General features: G+C 51.3%; 17 protein-coding genes and 1 pseudogene. 3 read left to right on the forward strand and 15 right to left on the reverse strand.

The window, feature by feature from the left end; genetic code table 11:
* Window positions 1-21: 21 nt before the first annotated feature.
* From FM042_RS05940 to FM042_RS05975, 9 genes and pseudogenes are all read right to left on the reverse strand, one after another.
* Window positions 22-1,533 carry a S10 family peptidase gene (locus FM042_RS05940; RefSeq protein WP_143235292.1) on the reverse strand — a complete coding sequence of 504 codons (1,512 nt, stop codon included), beginning with the start codon at window positions 1,531-1,533 and terminating at the stop codon, window positions 22-24.
* 193 nt (window positions 1,534-1,726) lie between these two features.
* On the reverse strand, window positions 1,727-4,315 hold the full coding sequence (acnB, locus tag FM042_RS05945) for a bifunctional aconitate hydratase 2/2-methylisocitrate dehydratase (RefSeq protein WP_143235294.1): 2,589 nt from the start codon (window positions 4,313-4,315) through the stop codon (window positions 1,727-1,729).
* Between the two features lie 199 nt (window positions 4,316-4,514).
* On the reverse strand, window positions 4,515-4,997 hold the full coding sequence (locus FM042_RS05950) for an alpha/beta hydrolase (RefSeq protein ID WP_143235296.1): 483 nt from the start codon (window positions 4,995-4,997) through the stop codon (window positions 4,515-4,517).
* A 2-nt stretch (window positions 4,998-4,999) separates the two neighbouring features.
* Complete coding sequence (locus FM042_RS05955; protein ID WP_143235298.1) at window positions 5,000-5,386, reverse strand: CBS domain-containing protein; 387 nt, start codon at window positions 5,384-5,386, stop codon at window positions 5,000-5,002.
* A 29-nt stretch (window positions 5,387-5,415) separates the two neighbouring features.
* Window positions 5,416-5,766, reverse strand: coding sequence for a transcriptional regulator (locus tag FM042_RS05960; RefSeq protein ID WP_143235300.1), 351 nt, complete (start codon window positions 5,764-5,766; stop codon window positions 5,416-5,418).
* The gene (locus tag FM042_RS12020; protein ID WP_232366390.1) at window positions 5,763-6,482 is read right to left on the reverse strand and encodes a DUF1538 domain-containing protein; all 720 of its coding nucleotides are present in this window, start codon (window positions 6,480-6,482) and stop codon (window positions 5,763-5,765) included. Before FM042_RS12020 ends, FM042_RS05960 begins: the two co-directional genes overlap by 4 nt.
* Window positions 6,483-6,572: 90 nt before the next feature.
* Window positions 6,573-7,301, reverse strand: a pseudogene (locus tag FM042_RS12025) (DUF1538 domain-containing protein); the annotation flags it as partial.
* A 101-nt stretch (window positions 7,302-7,402) separates the two neighbouring features.
* Window positions 7,403-8,698, reverse strand: a complete 1,296-nt coding sequence (chrA, locus tag FM042_RS05970; RefSeq protein ID WP_143235305.1) for a chromate efflux transporter — start codon at window positions 8,696-8,698, stop codon at window positions 7,403-7,405.
* A 48-nt stretch (window positions 8,699-8,746) separates the two neighbouring features.
* Window positions 8,747-9,700 (reverse strand): LysR family transcriptional regulator, encoded by a 954-nt coding sequence (locus tag FM042_RS05975; protein ID WP_143235308.1) that lies wholly within the window; start codon window positions 9,698-9,700, stop codon window positions 8,747-8,749.
* A gap of 125 nt (window positions 9,701-9,825) precedes the next feature.
* Between FM042_RS05975 and FM042_RS05980 the strand changes: the two genes are divergently transcribed.
* Together FM042_RS05980 and FM042_RS05985 are read left to right on the forward strand one after the other, a co-directional pair.
* Window positions 9,826-10,926: an efflux RND transporter periplasmic adaptor subunit gene (locus FM042_RS05980; RefSeq protein ID WP_143235310.1), complete on the forward strand. Its 1,101-nt coding sequence runs from the start codon at window positions 9,826-9,828 to the stop codon at window positions 10,924-10,926.
* 2 nt (window positions 10,927-10,928) lie between these two features.
* Window positions 10,929-13,982 (forward strand): efflux RND transporter permease subunit, encoded by a 3,054-nt coding sequence (locus FM042_RS05985; protein WP_143235312.1) that lies wholly within the window; start codon window positions 10,929-10,931, stop codon window positions 13,980-13,982.
* A gap of 42 nt (window positions 13,983-14,024) precedes the next feature.
* On the opposite strand, the gene FM042_RS05990 is transcribed toward FM042_RS05985, so the two are convergent.
* The 4 genes from FM042_RS05990 to FM042_RS06005 all read right to left on the reverse strand — a co-directional run bounded on the left by FM042_RS05990 (window position 14,025) and on the right by FM042_RS06005 (window position 17,607).
* Window positions 14,025-14,405, reverse strand: a complete 381-nt coding sequence (locus FM042_RS05990) for a DUF805 domain-containing protein (RefSeq protein WP_143235314.1) — start codon at window positions 14,403-14,405, stop codon at window positions 14,025-14,027.
* Window positions 14,406-14,562: 157 nt separating this feature from the next.
* Window positions 14,563-15,108, reverse strand: a complete 546-nt coding sequence (locus FM042_RS05995) for a hypothetical protein (protein WP_143235317.1) — start codon at window positions 15,106-15,108, stop codon at window positions 14,563-14,565.
* A 129-nt stretch (window positions 15,109-15,237) separates the two neighbouring features.
* On the reverse strand, window positions 15,238-15,756 hold the full coding sequence (locus FM042_RS11985; RefSeq protein WP_269902489.1) for a methylated-DNA--[protein]-cysteine S-methyltransferase: 519 nt from the start codon (window positions 15,754-15,756) through the stop codon (window positions 15,238-15,240).
* Between the two features lie 42 nt (window positions 15,757-15,798).
* A complete protein-coding gene (locus tag FM042_RS06005; protein ID WP_143235319.1) occupies window positions 15,799-17,607 on the reverse strand; it encodes a glycerophosphodiester phosphodiesterase family protein in 1,809 nt (602 codons plus the stop codon).
* Between the two features lie 173 nt (window positions 17,608-17,780).
* Between FM042_RS06005 and FM042_RS06010 the strand changes: the two genes are divergently transcribed.
* The gene (locus tag FM042_RS06010) at window positions 17,781-20,306 is read left to right on the forward strand and encodes a zinc-dependent metalloprotease (protein WP_143235321.1); all 2,526 of its coding nucleotides are present in this window, start codon (window positions 17,781-17,783) and stop codon (window positions 20,304-20,306) included.
* Window positions 20,307-20,880: 574 nt separating this feature from the next.
* Here the strand turns inward: FM042_RS06010 and FM042_RS06015 are convergent.
* Together FM042_RS06015 and ribA are read right to left on the reverse strand one after the other, a co-directional pair.
* Window positions 20,881-22,950, reverse strand: coding sequence for a M13 family metallopeptidase (locus FM042_RS06015; protein WP_143235323.1), 2,070 nt, complete (start codon window positions 22,948-22,950; stop codon window positions 20,881-20,883).
* Window positions 22,951-23,099: 149 nt separating this feature from the next.
* Window positions 23,100-23,705, reverse strand: coding sequence for a GTP cyclohydrolase II (ribA, locus tag FM042_RS06020; RefSeq protein WP_143235325.1), 606 nt, complete (start codon window positions 23,703-23,705; stop codon window positions 23,100-23,102).
* Between the last annotated feature and the right edge of the window lie 331 nt (window positions 23,706-24,036).

Genomic DNA, 24,036 nt, shown 5'->3' on the forward strand with positions numbered 1-24,036 from the left:
CGTTGCGTGGGTACTGCAATCTTAGTACTTAGCAGGCACATTTGGGCCAGGCAAGGACGCGCGAATAAACTCACGTAAATGATTATTCGATAGTTCCAAGTCGTCGCGGCGCAGATACATCATGTGACCGCTGCGGTAGCCTTCAAAGAATAAGCGATCGCGCATTTTACCGCTTGGATCCAACTGCCACATACTGTACTTGGCATCAAAGTAATTGGTGGCGCCATCGTAATATCCTGCTTGAAAAAGTACGTTCAAATACGGATTTTGTGCCATGGCTTGGCGCAGATTCTCACCGGTATTGTTGCCTGTACGGTCCCACGGGTGTACCGGACCAAACATGTTGTATTTGGTATCGGTGACAAAACCAAGTTCTTCGCGTAAGTAGTAGTTGATGGCCGGCGTGAACGAGTGCAGCCAAGAGGTTAACTCGGAATTAAAGTCGGGGCGTACGCCTACGTCTTTGCGATCCAACCCTTTGTAACGCGAGTCTAAGCGACCAACGGTATGGCCTTGATCACGAAGTAGTTCCTTCCAAAAGAAAGCCGGGTCAATATCCAGGTTACTCTGTAATACCGACTCTACAGAAATACCAGCAAAGCGCGCTACTTGCTCGGCAATCTCGCGCTTCTCATCTTCGGGCAACCACGCGCCTTTGGCTAACGCAGGTAAGTAGGTGTCTATAGTAAATGCTTCAACTTTCGGTATTAAATCGTACAGATCGCCCTGCTGTAAGTCATCGTCGAGCTGACCGTGATACCAAGCGGTAGCGGCAAAGTAAGGCAAGCGATTAGCCGCTTTCACTGGACCATCACGATCGATGCCCATATCCGTTGGTGATACCAGAACCACCCCGTTGAGGTACATCCACTGTTGGTTTTGTAAGGCTAAGGCGAGTCCGGCTACTCGGGTGGTGCCGTAACTTTCACCAATCAGGAACTTAGGTGAGCGCCAGCGATTGTAGCGGGTTACAAAGGTATTTAACCATTCAGCCAAATACTGGATATCCGCGTTCACACCGAAAAACATATTGCGCTGCTGTTCACGGGACGGCATGTTTCCGTCTGGGCCGGGCAGTACCCGCGAATAACCGGTGTTCACTGGGTTCACAAACACAATGTCGGTGACGTCGAGTACCGAGTATGGATTGTCTTTGACACCATACGGCTGAATCGGAAAGCCTTCGTCGTCCACTCTCAGTGATTTCGGACCGGTATAAGCAATATGCATCCATACGGACGCGGAACCTGGGCCTCCGTTAAAAGAAATCATTAACGGTCGTTCTTCTTGCGAACGCACCCCGGTGCGCTCGTAGTAGGTGTACTGCAGCGTTGCCGTGGGGTGTCCTACTTCGTTCCATACCGGTAGGGTGCCTGCATGCACCTTGTAATTTACGCGTTGACCGTTTATTTGCACACGATGCTCAGTCACATTCACGCTTTCTATAGGAATTGTGCGGCGATGTTCATCGGACGCGACAGCAGTCCCGATAAGCAAGAGTGTCACCAATATGCCTTGGATTAGATATTTCACAGTGTGCCCTCATCGTTCTTATTTGGGTTATTAATACTACCAATCTAGATGCTTCGAACGCCGATGAGTAGGGAAATGCGGTCAGCGGTCTGCCTGTTGCTGCCAGCGGGTCGCTGTAGGTATAAAAAAAGCCCCGGTACCTTCCGATACCGGGGCTTTACAGGTTTCGCTGTTAGCGAACAGAAACCAATAATTAAGCTACGTTGATGGTAGGAATAATGGTGTCTTTCGCTTTTTGCTCAGCCGCGCGGAAATCAGGCATCTGATCAAAGTTCAGATATTTGTACACTTCACCGGCCATGGCATCGATGTTTTGCGCGTACTGCATGTACTCTTCGCGAGTTGGGATTTTACCTAAAATCGCGCCCACTGCGGAGAGTTCAGCCGAAGCCAAATACACGTTCGCACCATCACCTAAGCGGTTCGGGAAGTTACGGGTTGAAGTTGAGAGTACAGTAGCGCCTGCTTTCACCCGGGCTTGGTTACCCATACACAGTGAACAGCCTGGCATTTCTGTACGCACACCGTTGCGACCGTAAATGTTGTAGTAGCCTTCTTCCATCAACTGGGCTTCGTCCATCTTGGTTGGTGGCGCGATCCACAGTTGCGTGTTCAACGGCTTGGTGTTTTGCTCAAGCAATTTACCGGCGGCACGGAAGTGACCGATGTTGGTCATACATGAACCGATAAATACTTCGTCCACTTTGTCGCCAGCTACGTCAGACAACGTTTTTGCATCATCTGGATCGTTCGGGCAGCACAGAATCGGCTCAACGATTTCATTCAAATCGATTTCAACCACTTCTGCATACTCGGCGTCTTTGTCGGCTTCCATCAATTCTGGGTTGGCCAACCACTCTTCCATCTTCTGAGCACGACGCTCAAGGGTACGTACGTCGCCGTAACCTTCTGCGATCATCCAGCGCAACATGGTGATGTTTGAGCGTAAGTATTCAGCAATCGATTCTTCAGACAGCTTAATCGTACAACCTGCGGCTGAACGCTCTGCTGACGCGTCGGACAATTCGAACGCTTGCTCAACAGTGAGGTTATCTAAGCCTTCGATTTCAAGGATACGACCGGAGAAGGCGTTTTTCTTACCACGCTTTTCAACGGTGAGAAGGCCTTGCTTGATGGCATACAAAGGAATCGCGTGGACTAAATCACGCAGGGTCACGCCCGGCTGCATTTTGCCTTTAAAGCGCACCAATACCGACTCAGGCATATCCAATGGCATTACACCTGTGGCTGCGGCGAACGCCACCAAACCAGAACCTGCCGGGAACGAAATGCCCAGTGGGAAACGGGTGTGGGAATCACCACCGGTACCCACGGTATCCGGCAACAACATGCGGTTGAGCCAGCTGTGGATAATACCATCGCCTGGGCGCAGGGATACACCGCCACGATTCATAATGAAATCTGGCAGAGTGTGCTGAGTGTCGATGTCCACCGGCTTTGGATACGCGGCGGTGTGACAGAATGACTGCATCACGAGATCCGCGTTAAAGCCCAAGCAGGCCAAGTCTTTCAGCTCGTCACGGGTCATAGGCCCTGTGGTATCTTGCGAGCCCACTGTGGTCATGCGTGGTTCGCAGTAAGTTCCTGGACGCACGCCCGCAACGCCACAAGCTTTACCCACCATTTTCTGTGCAAGCGTAAAGCCTTTTCCGCTATCCGACGGCTGCACTGGCGAGCGGAATAAATCAGAGTGGCCTAAGCCCAATGATTCACGGGCTTTCGTGGTTAAGCCACGACCAATAATCAGGTTAATCCGGCCACCGGCACGCACTTCATCGATAATCACATCAGAGGCGTATTGATACTCAGCAATCACTTCACCGGCTTCGTTTTCAATTTTGCCCGCCAACGGATAAATATGAATCACATCGCCCATATTCATCTTGTCGACGTCAGCTTCGAACACTAAGGTTCCGGTGTCTTTCATGGTGTTAAAGAAGATCGGCGCCACTTTGCCACCAATACAGATACCACCAGAACGCTTGTTCGGGGTACCTGGCATGTCGTCACCAATCAGCCACAATACCGAGTTGGTGGCTGATTTACGTGAAGAGCCGGTACCGACTACGTCACCGACAAACGCAACTGGGTTGCCTTTTTCTTTCAGTTCCGCAATTTGCTCTGCCGCATTGGTAATGCCTTCACGAGGCATTTTGTACATGGCTTTGGCATGCAACGGAATGTCTGGACGTGACCAAGCATCCGGGGCCGGCGACAAATCGTCGGTGTTGGTTTCGCCGGTTACTTTAAATACAGTAGCGGTGATTTTTTCAGGCATTTCTGGGCGGTTAGTAAACCACTCCGCGTTGGCCCACGACTCCACCACAGCTTTGGCCACGGCATTGCCATTTTTCATGCGATCTTCCACATCGTGGAAGGCATCAAACATCAAAATCGTGTGTTTGAGTTCTTCACCCGCAAGCTCTGCCAACTCAGGGTTATCTAACAACGAAACGAGGGTTTCGATGTTGTAGCCGCCGTGCATATTGCCCAGCAGTTTTACCGCTTGTTCTTTGCTAATGATTGGTGAGTGAACTTCACCTTTCGTGATTGCGGCAAGAAAGCCCGCTTTCACATAGGCAGCTTCGTCGACGCCCGGAGGCACCCGCTCGCTGATCAGATTAAATAAGAATTCTTCTTCGCCCGCTGGCGGGCTCTTTAACAGCTCAACCAGCTCAGATACTTGCTCTGCATTCAGAGGCTTAGGGGGAATACCTTCTGCGGCGCGTTCGGCCACATGTGCGCGATACTGTTCTAACACAAATGATTCCTCTTGATTTGCGTGCCCGCCCACTGGCGCTAGGGATTCAGCACCAAGGCAGACATGATGGAAAACGGGCGGATTATACGCGATTTAGCGCTGAAATTGAATGTAAGCAGGCCGGTGAAAGGCTATTTCAGCCATTCACACTGTTTATAGCTAACCCAACTTGGGTGAATACAGAGACTGTTATGCCTGATTAAGACCGCTCATAAACTTGAGCGAGGAGGTCCAGAATGGCTTGTTGCGAGCTTTCGGCTGCAAGACGATGTTCGTCGTCGACGCTGATAATCTCCAAACCAAAGCGTTGGCAAAAAGCATCTACTTTCGCGTGGGGCACTACATCATCAGCCAAACCATGCAGTACGCGAATATGCGAGGCTGGGGGTAACTGCTCTACTCGATCCCCTTCTTCCGTATGTACCGCGGGAGCAAGCAATACCAAGGCTTTGAAGCGCTCGGGATACAAAGAGTACAAACGCGCTGCGAGCAAGCCACCAAAGGAAGAGCCAACCACGGTAAGTCCGTGCTGATCTCGCGTGATACGCTCCGCATGGGCAATGCGCTGGTTAAGATCCATACCCTGAAAATCCGGTGAGGTGACTTCGGGATACTGAGCCTTGAGCAAATGATACTTTTGCCCATGGGGACCGCTCTCCAAACCGTGAAAGAAATAGAGCATGATTACTCAACCTGTTTCAGCAATTCGTCCATCATGTCGTCCATGGTCACAAACCCCACCAGCTCATTATCTTCAACCACCAGTACCCGCTTCACATGATGTTGCACCATCATGCTAGCCACGTGCTTCACAGCAAGGCTCTTGCCAACGGTCAGCGCGGGCTTGGCACAAATATCGTACACATTAAGCATATCGATATCGCCTTCTTCGGCAATTACGGTTTTCAAAATATTCGTATATGTAATGATCCCGTAGGCATCGCCATCGTTCTGCTTCTCGACCACGAGTGATTTGATATCGTGACTTTTCAGCTTACTTAAGGCTTCCCGTAGTTTGGCAAAAGGAGAAATCGTAATCACCTCTTTGACCATCAAATCGTTCACTTTCATGTTGATATCCTCTGCGTCGTGAGTGTTTGCTACATGCACTCTTTCACGTACTGCTCAAATTTTTCCAATTGCGTGTGGTCAATACCACCAATATGCTCCAATGGCAGGGTAAAAACTAACCCCCGCGAATCTTCGCCATCGGGCATGATCACGGTTTGTACTGCTTTCATCACTTGCAGCGACAAGCTCTTTTCTAACACCATCAACAGAACCACTTGGCTGCCGTCGTATTGCAAGCCAAAGAATGATTTCTTGGCGGAATTGCTAATGCCACGACCCGACATCAGCGTGATGCCACCGGCACCTTGGTCGCGCGCTGCATCAATAGCCTCTTGTTCTAAGTCTTCTGGAACAATGGCAACTAACACCGAAAATTTCATGCTTCTGCCCTCTTTTCTTGCAAATGATTCCAGATATGCATAACGATGGCGTAAATCATCACCGTCACAATCGGGAAGATAGACGCAAAGGCAATTAAGCCAAAGCCGTCGATAAGTATATTTCGCCCTTCAATATTGGTGGCAAGACCAATACCTAAGGCCGTGACCAGAGGCACGGTTACCTCTGATGTCGTCACTCCACCTAAATCATAGGCTAATGCAATAATGTACTTAGGCGCGATTAAGGTCAGGAAAATTACTAGTATGTAACCTCCCATGACATAGTAATGCATAGAGCCGCCATCAATAATGCGATGCACGCCTATGGTGATCCCGATAGCCACGCCGAAAGCCACTAAAATACGAATGGCACTGCCGTTGAGTTTACCCGCAGCCGCCTCTTCTGCTTGTTTGCCCACCGCAATCAATGCCGGTTCCGCCATGGTTGTGGCAAAACCAATCGCAAAAGCAAATAAGTACACAAATAGATAGCCATCCATCGCCATGAGCTGATCAGCCATACTGGTGCCAATGGGGAACAGACCGATTTTTAGCCCTACCACAAAAGCGTATAAACCGATGATGACCAAAAGAAAGCCAAAGGTCACCTTGCGCGGATTGGCGAGATTTCGTTTCAATACGATGTATTGGAAAAAGAGAATCGTGATAATAATCGGCAGTACGTCGCGCACCATGGCCGCAAGATCGAGTAACATGGCTAGAGCGCCCGTAGCCACCTCCGTATCACGCGCGAGCAAACTGGCGTCTATATCTGGCGCGGGTTGACTAAAAACGACAATCCCATACAGCTGCACCGCAATCATTGGCACCATCACCGCCAATGCCACTAAGCCGAAGCCATCCATAAGCGGATTACGGCCCCGGATTGACGCGGCTAAACCAATACCCAAAGCAGCGATCAGAGGCACGGTGACAATATTGGTTGTCACGCCACCAGAATCATATGCCAAGCCCACGATTTCCTCAGGAGCAAAGTAGGTCACGGCGACCACCAGGATGTAACCGATAATCATAAACCACTGGATGGGATAACCCATAATGGTGCGAAAGATTCCTAGGGATACAACAAATCCGACGGATAACGCGACCAAGAGGCGTAAAGTGAGCGCATCTATGCGGCCTTCACTGATGGCTTGTGCTTGCTCCGCAACCGCAATCAAGGCCGGCTCTGCGACCACCGCAGAAAAGCCAAGGCAGAAGCCAAAGGCAAGTAACAGCCAAAACGAGCCTTTACGCGCAAATTGATTAGACAGACTTTTGCCGACGGGGAAAATACTAAGTTCTAGGCCTTGCAAAAAGAGAGCGACGCCAATGGCAACAATGCCCAAGCCAATCACCATGGAAAGGCCATTTTCAGGCATTTGTCGCAGCACTAAAAACTGGAATACCAGCACCACTGCCACAATGGGCAATAGATTTCTACAGGCATGGAGCAGTGCATGGCCAAAATCGCGCAAAAAGGTCAAAACCAGCGAACTCCTTGGATAGGGGGCGAGTATTTTGTTGTTGTTCATGCTCGGCTGGAGTCAGCATCCCAAGCATCCTGTTTTCTAGTGTACTGGCGACAAAAAAATGCAGCAAGCTGAACCGACACTCTGGTTGATGTGTATCAATCTCACATGCCGAACCACTGCACCAGCAACCCTGCGGCGGCCATGACGCCAAGCAAGCGAAAGATACCCCACTTTAAACCGAAAACTAAGAATAGCGCCACGGCTGTGAGCCCCAATGCATACACATCAACGGACCCTATTTGTGGCAACAACACTGAGACCCCTACGGTTTCAAAAGTAAACCGCTCTGTGAATAAATAATTGAGCGCAAACCATAGAGCGAGGTTGGCAATAACGCCGACCACAGCAGCGGTAATGGCAGCGAGTGCGGCACTTAAACGGGGCATCCCGCGCAGTTTTTCCACATAGGGAGCACCGGCAAAGATCCACAGAAAACATGGCAAGAAAGTCACCCAGGTGGTAAGTAACGCGGCTAGTGTGGCTGCGGCCAGTGGATGCATCCCGGTTTCCGCGCGAAACCCTGCCAAAAAGCCGACAAACTGAGTGACCAAAATCAGGGGGCCGGGGGTGGTTTCCGCAAGCCCTAGGCCATCAAGCATCTCGCCCGGTTGCAGCCAGCCGTAGTTTTCCACCGCTTGCTGGGCCACATAAGCTAGAACCGCATAGGCGCCACCGAAGGTGACGACCGCCAGTTTTGAGAAAAACAACGCAATCTGAGTCCAGACACTACCGTCGGTCCAAAGACCCATCAAGAGCAAAATGGTGCCAACCCAGAGCCCCGCACAAATCAGTGCGGCGCGTTTAGTGCCGGGCCAATAAACGGGCGCGACTTTCGGTGCGTTCTGAAGGTCGACGTGATTGTAATTAGTGAAAAACCATCCAACCACCGCCGCGACTAGCACCACGAGAGGGAACGGCAACGAGAACACGAAAAGCGCAAGAAACCCACCGAGCGCCAGCGCGGCCGCCAATCCTGTTTTTAACGCTTTCTGACTTAACCGCACCAACGCCTGAGCGACAATGGCCAATACGGCGGCTTTTAATCCAAACAGCAACCCAGCCACTGCACTCACATCTGTGAGCAGCACATAAGCCCACGACAGGCCCAAGATCATCGCCGCGCCTGGCACAATAAAGAGCACCCCCGCCACAATACCGCCGCGCACTCCATGCAAAAGCCAACCCACATAGGTGGCTAATTGCTGGGCTTCAGGCCCTGGTAAGAGCATGCAATAATTCAGCGCGTGTAAAAATCGATCTTCATCCAGCCACTTCTTTTCTTCCACAACAATGCGGTGCATGAGGGCGATTTGGCCCGCGGGTCCGCCGAAGCTAAGCAAACCGATCTTCCACCACACGGCGAGTGCTTCACGAAATGAAATTGCTGGACGATCCATGCAAGTAATCCTTACCCATTAAAAATTATCGTTATCTTCTAATATATGTCAGCGCGATGACGATTGTGTGACATGGGACTGCACCCGTGCTGCCCGTTTTTTTACCCGCTGCTGACTACCCTCGCGCTCAGCGAATTCATTCCATAGCTGAGCGCCCGCTGGGCCTAATTGTTTCGAGGATAGCTTCACTAAATGCACTTCAGCGGAGATATGGTCAAGAAAACCGGGGATATCAATTTCAAGCAAGGTCCCTTTTTGAATTTCTCGCTGCACCAAATCTCGGGGCACAATGCCCCACCCCAAACCCGCGCGCAAATACCTTACCAAGGTGTGGGAGTCATTTACACGCAAGCGTGATTTCCCGGCTATCCGATAAATTTGCTCTGGGTTAATGCCCATGTTGAGGTTGCGCGGTAATAGATAAGGTAGCTCACTTAACGCATCCCGGCTACGGGGCATACCCAGCTCATCCACTAAGGATTTGGCGATGGCCACCACGAGGTCAAACTGAGAAACCCGTAAGCTCTCGAAATCGGCCATTTGCTGAAACGTGGGTAACCAAGGTGTAAGCGCAATATCCGCCAAGCCTTCGGCGACTTCTTTTAAAGCCTCAAGCTGTGAGTGACCACTTACAAACACTTCCGTGACCGGAAAGTCACGTTGAATGCGCTTGAGCGCGCTGAGCAATAAGTCGGGATTACAGGTGTAATCGTACGACAACAAAAGCTGTGGCTCCGCCCCTTCCCGTAATTGGGTCACGATGGAGTTTAGGCGATCGTGCTGACGCAATAATTCTTGGGCATGACGCAAAAACTGACTGCCCTGCGGGGTTAATTGCAAACGATATCCCGAGCGATCAAGTAGGGTGAAACCAAGTTCGTTCTCGAGATTCGATAGCGTCATGCTGAGTGCTGCCGGGGTGCGATGCAACTGCTCGGCGGCGTTTTGCAAACTTCCTGTTGCAATGAGCGTGCTGAGCACACGAATAGGCCAGATCTTCACAAAACACGCCTCTTGTTAAGATTATCTGAATAAATATCTAAATTTAATTCAATATATCTTTATATATAGCATAGCTACACTAGCAAGGTCGAATTTCAGCTTAGGTTGTTGCCAAGGAGTGTTACATGGCCCACATATCCCGTACCGCGCTACTGATTATCCCTTTTGTCGCGTTATTTGTGAGCGCCTGCAGCGAGGTTGCGCAGGAAACATCTGACGTGCTGCGCCCGGTGAATTTATACACGGTGGGCCATCACAGCAGCGGCGATATTCGTCGTTTCCCGGCGGTAGTGGAGGCCACCCAAACCGCCGATCTGACCTTTCGTGTGGGCGGTGAAATTCATGAATTACCTTGGCGACCGGGTCAGGCTGTGAATCAAGGGGATTTAATTGCAGCCCTCGACCCAACCGACTACGAACTCACTGTGGCCCAAGCACAAGCACGGGCCGAATTGGCGGAAGCGCAATTTCGCCGGTTAGAACGATTATTAGATCAAAATATCATTTCTGCTTCTCAGTTCGATGAAGCCCGGGCCGAAGTGCAAGTGGCTCGCGCCAATCTAAATACCGCCAAAGCCAATCTCGGTTACACGCGTCTCACTGCGCCTTTTGCTGGTGTGATTGCCAATCTACATGTCGAGCTCTATGAAAACATTGGCCCGCAACAACCCGTGGTCACCCTACATGTCGACGATATGATTGATGTCAGCATTCAGGTACCAGAACGCTTGTTTGCACAAGTGCGTCGGGAAACTCAATACCAGCCCGATATTGTGTTCGATTCTATGCCAGATACGATTTTTAAGGGGCAACTGCGGCAATGGGATCGGATCGCCGATCCTGCCACCAATACCTACCGCGTGGTGTTTACCTTACCTACGCCGAAGAACGGCAATATCCTGCCGGGGATGACCGCCAGTGTCATCATCGATAGCCAGCAAGTGCTGCCACAGCAACAAGATACGGTACGCGTACCCATCTCTGCGGTATTTGTGCCCCCCAACTCACCGTTACAGCACCAAGAACGCATGGTGTGGGTATATCAATCTGAGAATGGCGACAGCGGAATCCTTGAGCAACGCCGGGTAACCATTGGGCCGGCATCATCCAGTGATATTTTAATTGTGGCGGGCTTGCAGCAAGGCGAGCAAGTCGTGATTGCTGGGGTGCATCAGTTACATGAAGGTCAGCGCGTGCGTCCTTGGGTTCGTGAGCGAGGGCTGTAGTCATGAATATCGCGCGCTATAGCATTGAGCGCCCCACCAGCAGTTGGATATTTCTTCTGATCCTATTGATTGGCGGCACCATTGCGCTGCAAAACCTCGGACGACTGGAAGATCCCGAATTCACCATCAAGCAAGCCTTAGTGGTGACACCCTATCCCGGCGCATCACCGCAGCAAGTAGAAGAAGAAATTACCGTTCCTTTGGAAAATGTGCTGCAGGAACTGCCGTATATTCGGCATATCACCTCCACCTCAACGGCGGGCCAGAGCCAAATTATGGTGGAAATGCAGGATCAGTATCGTGCCAAAGAACTGGCACAAATTTGGGATGAATTGCGACGTAAAGTAAACGATTACGCGCGCCACTTGCCGCCAGGCGCTGGCCCCATCGTGGTGCAAGATGATTTCTCCGATGTGTACGGCGTGCTGTTAGCTCTTACCGGCGACGGCTACTCCCTCCCCGCACTTCGCGACCACGCCAAGTATTTACGGCGGGAATTGGCGCTCGTGCCTGGTGTCGCCAAAGTCGTGATCGCTGGTGAGCAGCAAGAACAAGTGGTGGCAGAAGTATCGCGGGCACGCTTGGCCAATTTGGGTATTCCGCCGCAACGTATTTACGAGCTCTTAGCGACTCAGAATACCGTATCCAACGCCGGTCGCGTGCGCCTGCAAGACGATGCCGTGCGCTTTGCCACCAGTGGTGAATTTTCCTCGGTAGAACAACTCAGCACTCTGATCATTAGCAACCCCGGAGCCCGCGAACAAATCTTTCTAGGCGACGTTGCCACCATTTACCGACAAGTTGAGCCGATCCCACGTCAGATTCTTCGCTTTAACGGCGATGCCTCGTTATGGATCGGGGTATCTTTTGCCAATAATGTGAACGTGGTAGAAGTGGGTAAGCAACTCAATCAACGCCTTGCGGAGCTTACTTACGCAACCCCTGTAGGGATGGAACTTACCCCCATCTACGACCAACCTGCAGAAGTAAATAAATCGGTATCGGGCTTTCTGATGAACCTCGCCCAAGCGGTGGTGATCGTGATGGTTGCCCTGCTGCTCACAATGGGCCTGCGCAGTGGTTTTATTATCGGTTTGGTGCTCTTACTTACCGTGCTGGGCACCTTTATCTTTATGCACCTGTTTAATATCAATCTCCATCGGGTATCCCTCGGTGCCCTCATTATTGCCCTGGGTATGTTGGTGGATAACGCCATTGTGATCACCGAAGGTATGTTGGTGGGGATCCAAAAAGGCCAAACCCGACTGCGTGCAGCGCAGGATGTGATTCGACAAAACGCCATGCCCTTGCTCGGGGCCACGGTGATCGCCATTATCGCTTTTGCACCCATTGGTTTATCCGCCGACGCTACCGGGGAATTTGCCGGCGCCCTGTTCTGGGTATTGCTGATCTCATTGGGGCTTAGTTGGATTACCGCCTTGATACTGATTCCATTCTTAGGCGACCGGCTATTCCGCAAAGGTGTGCCTGTAGCGGGAAGTGAGCGGGATCTGTACAACAAACCTATCTATAACGGTTATCGCCGTCTTCTACAGGTGGCCTTGCGGCATCGCATCGTGACGATGCTGATGATGCTGGTGTTATTGGGTGGCAGCGTTGTGGGCTTTCAAGCAGTAAAACAAAGCTTTTTCCCAAGCTCCAATACTCCGCTATTCTTTGTTGATTTCTGGTACCCCCAAGGCACCGATATCCGAGCAACGGCTGAAGATCTGCAGGCGGCTGAACAATGGTTACAGCAACAAGAGGCTGTGACCCAAGTGGCCACGACGGTTGGTCGTGGCGCCCCACGCTTCTCCTTGCCTTATTTAGTGGAACTCGATAATGAAAATTACGGCCAACTGTTAGTTCGGGTAAATAGTAGCGACGATATGCCCAACATGATCGCCGCCACCCGAGATTATTTGGCGCAGTTCCATCCGAACGCACGCACCAAGATCAAACGAATGGAAATTGGCCCTCCGGTAAAAGCCGCCGTTGAAGTGCGCTTTATCGGCTCGGATCCAGATACGCTACGCCAGCTCTCCGCTCAAGCGCAAGCGATTCTTAGCGCCGACCCCGGATTAACCTTTGTACGAGATAACTGGCGTGAGCGAGGCAAAGTGCTCCGCCCGCAATTTAATGAAACGCACGCCCGACGGGTCGGAATTAGTAAACAAGACGTAGACGATCTACTGCTCGCCAACTTCCGCGGCAAACGCGTTGGAGTGTATCGTGATGGTACAGATCTCCTGCCCATTTTGGTGCGCGCCCCAGAAGAAGAACGGGTATACCTTGAGCAATGGCATGATATTCAAGTATATAGCCCGGCGCTGAATCGCTACGTGCCGATTGCCCAAGTGATCGATGATATCCCCCTCGAATGGGAAGAAAGTGTGATTCAACGTCGCGATCGCAAGCGTACCCTGACCGTCATGGCGGATGCAGATCCCTTACATGAAGAAACCCCGGCGCAAATGTTTGCTCGGGTGCGCCCCCATATTGAAGCCATGACCATTCCTTCCGGTTATGAGGTGCAATGGGGTGGCGAGCATGAGGCATCGGGAGATGCGCGGGCTGCAGTGTTCTCGTCGTTGCCCTTAGGGTACTTGGCGATGTTTATTATTACCGTGTTGCTATTTAGCTCCACCCGCAAAGCCTTGGTGATCTGGACAACAGTACCGCTCAGTATTATTGGCGTAACCATTGGCCTGCTAGTGACCCAGCAATCCTTCACCTTTATGGCATTGCTCGGGATATTAAGCCTCACCGGGATGGTGATTAAGAATGGCATCGTTCTTGTAGAGCAAGTCAACACCGAAGAGCGCAGCGGGAAGTCACCCTATAATGCGCTAGTTGACGCCGCTGTGAGTCGGGTGCGTCCGGTTACCATGGCCGCAATCACCACCATCTTCGGTATGCTACCGCTGCTATTTGATGTGTTCTTTGCCAGCATGGCGGTGACCATTATGTTTGGCCTCGGCTTCGCCACCTTGCTCACCCTCATTGTAGTGCCGGTGATGTTCAGCTTGATGCTGCAACGCAAAGAGGCAGGCTAAGCGCCTGCCTCTATACGGTTACAATGTCACGTGGTGGCTGTACTATGCCGGTTGCGCACCCTGCTCAATAGGGTTGGGGCCCCATTTGTTCTCGCCCGCTTCGCTTGGCAACAGCATAAACACAAGGAACACCAGGCCGCCAATGAGCGGTACGAAGAGGATCAGCATCCACCAACCGGATCGGCCCGTATCATGTAAACGGCGAATCGCCACGGCAATGCTCGGTATCAAGATGACCAACATGTAAATGCCACTCAATAACCCTAATCCAAATTGCTCGTTAAAGGTGCCCGAAAAACCGTCAATAAAGCCGAGAATAAAGGCGATGATCATATTGATTAAAATAAACCACCAGTACTCTGCGCGACGTGAGCGGCCTGTAAAAACCGTATACTTTCTAAATACTTCCAAATACCAATTCATTATTGTTGTTCCTTTAGTTGTTGGTTACTTTGGATCACTATTTTCTACGTTCTACTGCAGCGCTTACTTCTTTGAAAAACGACATCTAGGGTTATGGTTCAAATCCCCGGATTATGCAATTTTTTATGCCAAATTATTGCCTTTAAAACGGATTTAGTTACTCGAGCTCATCCGCCAGGGCTGTTATATGGGCGTTAATTTCAAGCGTGGTGTAACCACTGCGCGGGATGTTATAGCCCATTTCCATAATCAAATTATTGGGGGTTACACTTGCTTGCACCATGGCCCGCACATCCGGAGGCGTAATTAAATAACGACTCACATCTGAACGCATGCGCAGGCGCTCTTGGTCATTGTCGACCCCAGCAAGGCGGAAAAACACGCCAAGCAACGCATTCATCCCTTGTTCATGGCCGCGGCGAAATTCGAGTTTCACTTGCTGCCCCGTTTCGTTCCCTGGCGCCGCTAACAAGGTAATCGCATAGCGATGCTCACCAGATACTGTGCCACGACATACCCAATAGTTTTGGTAACCCGCCACACCCCAGATTTGCCCTCGTTCAAAATCCACGTTACAGCCGCGCCAGGGACCCAACTGAAAATTATTGAGCTCCTGCATTTGGTGTTCAATGGTGGGTAATTGGCCTGATGGCCATGCGGAGCGCGCTACATCATCACGACTACAGCTGACTAATAGGATCATCAGGGTGCTCGTTACAAGCACCCACTTGATGCCGTTCAATAAGTACAAATTCTGCCTCCTCGGCCTTTCATGTCTGCTTTTGGTGTACGTGCGTTGGCGCTAAAACCCAGTATCATCTGAGTGTATAGCTTAGAGGTTCTTGGACACCCGAAGTTCATGGCGTAATAGCCAAGACTTGCGGTCCACTCCGCCTGCATACCCGCCAAGACTGCCATCTGCCTGAATCACACGATGACAAGGTACAATAATGCCAATGGGATTTCGCCCATTGGCTTGCCCCACCGCTTGATACCCTTGCGGGCGCTGCACCTGCTGCGCGAGATCCCGATACGACCAGGTTTCGCCATAAGGTATGCGGCGTAACGCCGCCCATACCTGCTGTTGGAAATCAGTGCCGTGGGGCGCTAACGGCACGCTGAATTGCTGTAAGTGGCCGGCAAAGTAGGCATTCAACTCTTGTTTAAGTTGGGTCATCACCCCATGCTGGTCCGCAGTGATGTCTTGAGCCTCCACTGTGGCATCAGCAATGGCTTCATCGGCAAAATGCACCGATGTAACCCCATCTGCGCAAACCTGCAGGTGCAACCAGCCCACCGGTGATGGCATTTGATCAATCACGCTGTGTGCCTGAGCTTGTGCTTGTTTCATTGTCGTACTCCCCTCGTTCGGTGGCGTCATCAATGGCGCTACTTACCAAAGCCAATGGCGAAAACGCATAAGCCAAAGTTCTGGCCGTGACATGGCTGCGCGTTCTTGGATAACTTCAGTTAACACATCAGGCCGGTCGGTGATAATGCCATCCACGCCGATATCCAGAAAGCGCCGCATCTGCATGGGGTCGTTAATGGTCCACACATGCAATTGCTGATCATGGCGGCGCACACGGGTAAGTCGACTCGGTGTAACGAGCGCGTCGCGCATTGCCAGCATATCAAATGGCTGGCGTTCCACCACCCCAACTGCCGTATGCACCAACAAGCTGGTGCGGAGTTCCGGCGCTAAGGCCTGTGCCTCAAACAAATCTGCCGACGACAAGGAAGCGAATATGGTGTGTTCTAACATATCCGCTTCGGCGAGTTGCTCAATCACCATGGGTACTAAGTTGGGCATTTGTGGTGCACTTTTCACTTCTAAATATAAACCTGCACGACCACGCACACTTTCAATGACTTGAGCCAATGTCGGAACAGGCTCACCGCGAAATTCAGGGGCAAACCAACCGCCCGCATCCATCGCCGCTAACTCCTCGTAAGGGATCTCCCAAATGGCGCGTGGGTCGCCTGCAATTCGCAGCATATCCCGATCATGTTTCAGCACTAAAACGCCATCGGCGGTATGCCGCACGTCGATCTCAATATAATGTGCGCCCGACGCAATGGCTTTTTCCACGGCCGCTAAGGTATTTTCAGGCGCATCCCAAGAATGTCCACGATGGGCGATATTCAATACCTCTTGACGGTCGTCAAAGGCATTCATTGCAATCAATAAATGGGCCAACGCCACAACCACCACGGCGATTTCCACCCCCGCCGCGCACCAGCCCGCATAGCGCGGCTCTGTATCAATAGTAACCCCCCGCTTCTGTTTGCAGCGACGATGATAAATTTTTAGCATCACCAAGCTATTGCTACTCACGCCGATAAAACCGGCCAATAAATTGGCTAACGCGTAGGTGGCCAACAGCAACACCATCATGGCGATTTGCACACCATATTGGGCAGGAAGCAGCGAAGTAATCAACCATCCAAAACCATCAAACAATAGGGATATGGTGACCGGTATCAAAGCAACGATAGCCGCAATCAATACGACAGTGCCGCCAAGCTTGAGACGCACAGAACAGGTGAGCTCCGCGCTGCGCGTTAATGCTTGCCATGGCGTGCGCCCCTCTGTGAGTAAAATAGGCAGCGCCAGCATCCAGCGTACATAGAGACTCCCATTCACCGCCAGGGCCACGAAAAAACAGCCGACAAGAACCGCCAAAAATGCCCAGAACTCAAAAGGACGGGCCTGCAGTACATAATAGATATCATACGACGCCAGCAGCGATTGAAAAGCAAACACAATCACCGCGAGTAATGGCAATAAGAGCAGGAGGTGGGTGCCTACTTGGATTACGCCCAAAGCTAGTAGCTTGGGTAACCGCTTGACCACTTGCCATAGCGCGTTGGTGGCGGAGTGAAATTTCCCGCGGGCATCGCGCGTTGCAACCAGCATCATGCCTGCATGCTGTAAGAAGATCAGGACAGCCGCTAAGGTTAAGGCAAGCAGAATCCAGATCATGCCATACGGCGTAATGGCGAAACGTAACAGGTCTTCATTTCCAATGGCCGCTTGCCCCGCTGCGCGAACCAAGCCTGTGAGCATCCAACCCGTGACCGGCGCCCACAAAGCAAAGGCGAATACCGCAAAATAGAGATAAAACGCCAATAGCGGCTTGCGATGATAATGGATGCTTGCGAGCACATCGCGCTTCAGTCGCGTCGGTCGAATTTGCATTCTTTGCTCTCATTTAATCGATTTATTTCAGTTCATAGCGTGAACAACATGGCATTGAACAACAATAACCCTCTACTCAACGCAAAAACACATTTTCTTACTTTTTCGTTTTTTATTTTTAGTAAACAACTCGCTAGAATGTGATGGTTAAATAATCAGGGACAACACACACCATGAAAACAACATTTATTACCAGTAGCATCCTCTGCATGCTTCTGGCTACCCCCACATTTGCTACCGACGATAATGGCAACAAAAACGGCAACGGTAACGGGGAAGAAAAAACCTACGCTGATCATATTAAAGATCATGAAACCCACGAAGGCTTGTTCAATTTCTATCGCGACCCTAAAACCGGCGAAATGCTACTTTCAATCACTGAAAGTCAGTTGAATACGCCGTTTTTGTATTTTGCCACAACCGCCGATGGCGTGGTTGAGGCCGGTCACTTTCGCGGGAACTATCGGGAAACCAAACTGATCGAGTTTCGTCGTTATTTCGATCGTATCGACATCGTTGCCCGTAACGATCGTTTTCAGTTTGATGAGTCGTCTGCCCTATCGCGAGCTGCCGATGCCAATATCAGCGAAGCGACTCTGGCAAGCCTAAAAATCCGCATCGAAGAAGACGGCCGGATTCTACTGAACGCGCAAGATCTGATTTTAAGTGAAGCCTTACACCGCGTAGCGCCATGGTCGCGCGGTAATCAATCAGGCCCGTCGTTTTCACTGGGCAACTTGAACAAAGATCAAAGCCGTATCGTGAACAAGCGGGTGTACCCTGAAAATATGGATGTGGTGGTTGATTATGTTTTCAATAATCCAAACCCAACGGTATGGGGAACACCAGCCATCACGGATCCGCGGTCTATTACCATTACCTTGCAACATTCGTTTATTGCATTGCCAGACAATGATTTCCAACCACGTCGCGACGACGCGCGCGTTGGTTATTTCACCCAGCAGTTCGACAACATGACCAGTGCCGACTGGGCTCCGTACAACGATGTCATCAATCGCTGGCACTTAGTGAAGAAAGATCCTGATGCGGCGCTTTCTGAGCCGGTCGAGCCGATCGTATGGTGGATTGAAAACACCACACCAGAAGAATGGCGCGACACCGTTGCGGAAGGAGTGCTTGGCTGGAACAAAGCCTTTGAAGCTGCTGGCTTTAAGAACGCCATTGAAGTACGCATTCAACCCGACGATGCGGATTGGGATGCGGGCGATATCAACTATAACGTGATTCGCTGGACGTCTTCACCGCGGCCTCCATTTGGTGGCTATGGTCCATCGGTTGCGCATCCGTTGACCGGCCAGATTATTGCTGCAGACATTATGATGGAATATGTCTACATGAGTAATCGCTGGATTGAAGACGCGCTTTATGGTGAAACTCATCACCACGATCACGACCATGGTGCGGGGCTATACTGCTCGCAGGGTCATGCGATTCATCAAGATTTGATCGCGGGGCGTGCGATGTCTGGCCTGCTTGAAGGCGAAGACATGGATAATAACGAATTACTGCGCCAAGCGCTAATTCACGTTATTTTGCACGAAGTGGGCCACACTTTAGGTTTGAACCACAACATGAAAGCATCCAACTTGTGGGACGAGAAAGAAGTACACGACGCGTCGTTAACGCAAGGCGTGCTAACTGGCTCTGTGATGGACTATGCGCCGGTTAACATCGCCCCACCAGGCACGACTCAAGGTGACTTTTATCAATATGTTGTCGGTCCTTACGATAGTTGGGCCATTGAGTATGGCTACAGCCCTGCTCTAGCCGATGCGGACGCTGAAGAAGCGCGTTTAGAGCAAATTCTATCGCGCTCGCACCAGCCAGAATTGATGTTTGGTAACGACGCCGACGATATGCGTGCCCCAGGCCGTCATATTGATCCACGGGTCATGATTGGCGATATGTCGTCGGATCCAGTGGCTTACTCGCGGGATCGTTTTGTAACCGTTAACCATACCCTCGGTGAGTTACTTGATCGAGCGCGTGTCGATGGTCGTTCCCATCAGCGGGTACGTTCTTCTGCCATGCGTTTAGCAGGCCACTACGCAGGCAAAGCCGGCGTAGTATCGCGCCAAATCGGTGGTGTCTATGTGGAGCGTGCTGTGGTTGGCCAAGCCGACGATGTGAAGCCATTTACACCCGTGCCACGCGACAAGCAGAAGCAAGCGATGCAAGTGCTAACCGATTACGTATTTGCACCAGACGCTCTTCACTCTATGGAGCCCGTGCTTGCGTATATGCAGCAACAACGCCGTGGCTTTGGTCACTGGGGGCAGAACGAAGATCCTGCGTTCCACGATATGGTGTTGAACATGCAACGCAATGTGTTGAACCACCTTCTTCACCCTGCGGTGATGCAACGGATTACCGATAGCACCCGTTATGGCAACACCTATCCGTTGAACGAAGTGATGGGTGACCTGACCGACGCCGTGTTCCAAAGCAACAAGCCGCTTACGACCACTGCGAAGAACTTGCAGATCGAGTATGTAGAGCGTTTAATCAGCATCGCTGGTTTTGAGAACGGTTCTTCTTACGACAATCTCAGCAAAACCGCAGCTGTTGCTCAGCTCAACCGCATTAAGCTAATGCGCGCGCCACGTCGCTCAGATGTCGCCGCAAGCCAGCATTACGATTACCTGCGTATGCTGATTAACCGGGCCATGGCTGCGTAAGCAACCCACTCCGGAAACTAAAAAGCAGCGCCAAGGCGCTGCTTTTTTTATGCTCTGTACCCAACGCACCGCGTTGGCCCTCCGAGCCTAGCCTCTCACGTGGTGAAGGGGCGTAGACCTTCCGACGTGAGGGAGGGGTCCTCTTTGTCAGGGACGCTGCAAGTCCAGTCCATGGACGCTCGACCTCGGCATCCATGCCTCGGACGCCCTGACAAAGAGGACCCCTCCCCCACATCTATATCCCACACCCAACGCCCCAAACTAGAAGCGCAGTCATAGAGGCTTTCTGACAAGCCAGCTCACCCAAACCAGAAGCGCAGGCAGGCGCGCCAAGAGCAAGGCATAACTCGATCGATTGAGGGCGCATACCTTAATGGTATGTAACCGATTGAGATCGAGTTATAACGCAGCTATTGGCGATGCCTGACAAGCCAGCTCACCCAAACCAGAAGCGCAGGCAGAAACCTCTAGGGCAAGGCATAATTGAAGCGATTGAGGGAGCATACCTTAATGGTATGTGACCGATTGAGCTTTAATTATAACGCAGCCATAGAGGCTTTCTGACAAGCCAGAACTACCAAAGGATGACGCGTTGCTCTGGTGGCAAATACATCCCATCCCCTTCCTGTACATTAAAGGCTTCATAGAATCCTGGAATGTTACGGGGTGCTCCAAGCGCACGGTATTTCCCTGGCGCGTGTGGTCCGCGGGCAAGTTGCGCGCGCATGGCGTCTTCCCGGAATTTGATTTTCCAGATTTGCGCCCAGCTCAAGAAGAAGCGCTGTTCTCCGGTAAAGCCATCGAGCACTGGCGAAGGTTCGCCGCCTAATGAGTTTTGATAAGCACGGTACGCGCTTAACAAGCCCACGTGGTCACCAATATTTTCACCCAAAGATACGCGACCATCGACGTTCAAACCGGGTAGTGGTTCAAATGCGCTGTACTGTTCAACGAGGATATCCGCACGTTTTTCAAATTGCTCACGGTCTTCGTCAGTCCACCAATTACGTAGGTTACCATCACCATCGTAACGTGACCCTTGGTCGTCGAAACCGTGACCAATTTCATGACCGATGACAGCACCAATCCCGCCGTAGTTCACTGCGTCATCGGCGTTCATATCGAAGAACGGCGGTTGCAAGATACCCGCCGGGAATACGATTTCGTTGGCGGTTGGGCTGTAGTAAGCATTCACGGTTTGTGGCGTCATGCCCCAACGTTCGCGATCAACAGGCTGACCGATATCCGCGATATTGTCTTGATAAGCGAATTGCGCAGCACGCACACTGTTACCAATCAAATCGGTTGGATCTACGGTAAGCGGGCCGTAGTCTTTCCACTGGTTTGGGTAACCAATTTTGGGCGTGAATTTGTTTAGTTTGTCGAGTGCGAGCACTTTGGTTTCATCTGTCATCCATTCCAATTCCTGGATCGACTCCTCAAATGCAATCAACAAATTGTCGATCAACTCACCCATGCGCGCTTTAGCTTCAGGTGGGAAATAGCGAGCGACATACTCTTGCCCTAACACTTCACCTAAGGCGCCATTCACCGCTTGCACACCACGCTTCCATCGCTCTTGTTGCTCGGGCACTCCGTTCAAGGTGGTGGAATAGAAACCAAATTGAATATCGGCAATGTCGCTGCTCAAGCGCGATGCAAATGCCGCCGCGACACGCAATTGCATGTAATCTTGCCAGGTTTGCAGATCGGTTTCTGCGTACAGCTCACCAAAGGCTTCAAAGAATGATGGCATACGCACAATCATGTCTTCAGCAGCAGTAATCGCTGCAGCGGGTGCGAACGCATCTAAATCAAAGGTATTGAGGAGCGCGGCGACTTCGGCATAAGTTTTTTTGTTGTACGTCGCTTCAGCATCGCGACTTTCGGCGCGGGTCCAACTCGCTTCTGCAAGCTTCTCTTCTAACGCATAAATCCGCTCTGCAGCGTCTTGTGGATTGTCGTGGCCCACTACGGTCAGCATATCGGCTATGTATTGTACGTAGGCTTCACGAATCTTCTGGAAATCTTCGCTGTCGCGGAAATAGTAATCGCGATCTGGCAGACCCAAACCACCTTGGTTCAGATACAGAGCGTAATAGTCTGGGTTGCGGGCATCGGCCCACACGTAAAACCCAAAAGGTCCACCGACGCCGATCTGACGCAACTCACCCATTAATGAAGTCATTTCGGCATGGCTATTGACCGCAGCGACTTGCGCTAAAAATGGCTCGATGGGGCTAATACCCAATGCTTCGATGCGATCTTCATCCATAAAACTGGCATAGAAATCGCCAATTTTTTGATTGTTGCTACCCGCTTCCGCATCGGTGCGTGCCGCATCTTCGATAATTCCGCGCAGGCGCCGTTCGTTCTCTTCGGCAAGCATATTAAATGCACCGTAGGTTGGGCGGTCGGAAGGAATTTCAGTATTTTCATACCAAGTGCCGTTTACAAACATAAATAGGTCGTCTTGTGGCCGTACGCTAGTGTCAAAATCGTCCAACATAAGACCTGAATGTAATTCTGCTTGCTGTGCTTGAGCGCTTTCTTGCGCATCGGTAACCGCACGATCAGCTGGCGAACAAGCCGCTAATCCAAGCGCTAGCGCGACACTTGCCGCAACCAAAGATAATTTTTTCATGATGTGTGACTCCACGGGTGTTCGAACCATCCATAGGGCATGCATCAGTAGCATGCCGGGATATGTTATTAAATTGTAGAACGCACAGAAGTGTATGCGCTTCGGGGATAAGAAGCAAAGGGGGCAGATAAGAATTTGCGACGAAATTGTTACAGTAAGTGTCCAAACTTCTTAGTCTTGGTCGCCAAGTAATATTCGTTGTGCGGCGTTCCTTCGGTACGATGGGGAATTCGCTCGACGACATCAACGCCACATTCACGCAGAGCGGCGAGTTTTTTAGGATTATTAGTCATTAAACGCAGGGATTGCACCCCGAGCTGTGCGAACATATCCGCCGCAATATCGTATTCGCGAGCGTCTGCAACAAAACCCAATATTTCGTTCGCTTCAACGGTATCCAAACCTTTATCTTGCTCCGCATACGCGCGAATTTTATTGATTAGCCCTATGCCACGGCCTTCCTGCCGCAAATAGGCGATCACGCCGCGCCCCTCATGGGCAATCTTGCGCATCGCCGCTTCAAGCTGTGGCCCGCAATCACAACGCTGGCTAAACAAGGCATCACCGGTTAAGCACTCAGAATGCACCCGAGCTAACACCGGCTCCTCGGTGGTCACATCACCGAGCACCAAAGCGACATGCTCCTTGCCCGCTTTATCGGTAAAACCAATTAAACGGAATTCGGCAAAAGGCGTCGGCAGTTTGGTTTCCGCCGCCCAATTTAGCAAGTGATGTGTATTGTTTTCCTGTGTCATCGAGGTACAGCTCTTCTTTTCATCGAATGGAATCAGCGCGCCGTGCTCTCGCACACGCTTACAATGGGTTGATTATACCAGTGTCTGTCAAGAATCTCTCTATCCTTACTCAATCCGGTATGAGGCTGCGGTGTCCCTCACGGGGCTTTCCCACTGTCGTGCCTCTCACCCGTGGCTCACGGCAGGCTCAGGCCAACGCAGTGCGTTGGGGGCCATTGGAGAAGGTCTGGCACGGTAGTGGGATAAGTCACGTGGGGGTGTGCGCGGCATGGATGCCGCGCCCAAGCCTACATGGATGTACTTGCGGCGGCCCTCACGGGGCTTTCCCACT

The organism is Aliidiomarina halalkaliphila, assembly GCF_007096385.1.
Classification (GTDB): Bacteria; Pseudomonadota; Gammaproteobacteria; order Enterobacterales; family Alteromonadaceae; genus Aliidiomarina; species Aliidiomarina halalkaliphila.

Excerpts from the sequence above, each read along its gene's own strand:
- FM042_RS05985 (WP_143235312.1), top strand. The coding sequence starts at position 10,929 with ATGAATATCGCGCGCTATAGCATTGAGCGCCCCACCAGCAGTTGGATA.
- FM042_RS06010 (WP_143235321.1), top strand. The coding sequence starts at position 17,781 with ATGAAAACAACATTTATTACCAGTAGCATCCTCTGCATGCTTCTGGCT.
- FM042_RS05995 (WP_143235317.1), bottom strand. The coding sequence starts at position 15,108 with ATGATCCTATTAGTCAGCTGTAGTCGTGATGATGTAGCGCGCTCCGCA.
- chrA (WP_143235305.1), bottom strand. The coding sequence starts at position 8,698 with ATGGATCGTCCAGCAATTTCATTTCGTGAAGCACTCGCCGTGTGGTGG.
- FM042_RS05960 (WP_143235300.1), bottom strand. The coding sequence starts at position 5,766 with ATGAAATTTTCGGTGTTAGTTGCCATTGTTCCAGAAGACTTAGAACAA.
- FM042_RS05955 (WP_143235298.1), bottom strand. The coding sequence starts at position 5,386 with ATGAAAGTGAACGATTTGATGGTCAAAGAGGTGATTACGATTTCTCCT.
- FM042_RS05950 (WP_143235296.1), bottom strand. The coding sequence starts at position 4,997 with ATGCTCTATTTCTTTCACGGTTTGGAGAGCGGTCCCCATGGGCAAAAG.
- FM042_RS06005 (WP_143235319.1), bottom strand. The coding sequence starts at position 17,607 with ATGCAAATTCGACCGACGCGACTGAAGCGCGATGTGCTCGCAAGCATC.
- FM042_RS05990 (WP_143235314.1), bottom strand. The coding sequence starts at position 14,405 with ATGAATTGGTATTTGGAAGTATTTAGAAAGTATACGGTTTTTACAGGC.
- FM042_RS11985 (WP_269902489.1), bottom strand. The coding sequence starts at position 15,756 with ATGAAACAAGCACAAGCTCAGGCACACAGCGTGATTGATCAAATGCCA.
- ribA (WP_143235325.1), bottom strand. The coding sequence starts at position 23,705 with ATGACACAGGAAAACAATACACATCACTTGCTAAATTGGGCGGCGGAA.
- FM042_RS05980 (WP_143235310.1), top strand. The coding sequence starts at position 9,826 with ATGGCCCACATATCCCGTACCGCGCTACTGATTATCCCTTTTGTCGCG.
- FM042_RS12020 (WP_232366390.1), bottom strand. The coding sequence starts at position 6,482 with ATGTTACTCGATCTTGCGGCCATGGTGCGCGACGTACTGCCGATTATT.
- FM042_RS06015 (WP_143235323.1), bottom strand. The coding sequence starts at position 22,950 with ATGAAAAAATTATCTTTGGTTGCGGCAAGTGTCGCGCTAGCGCTTGGA.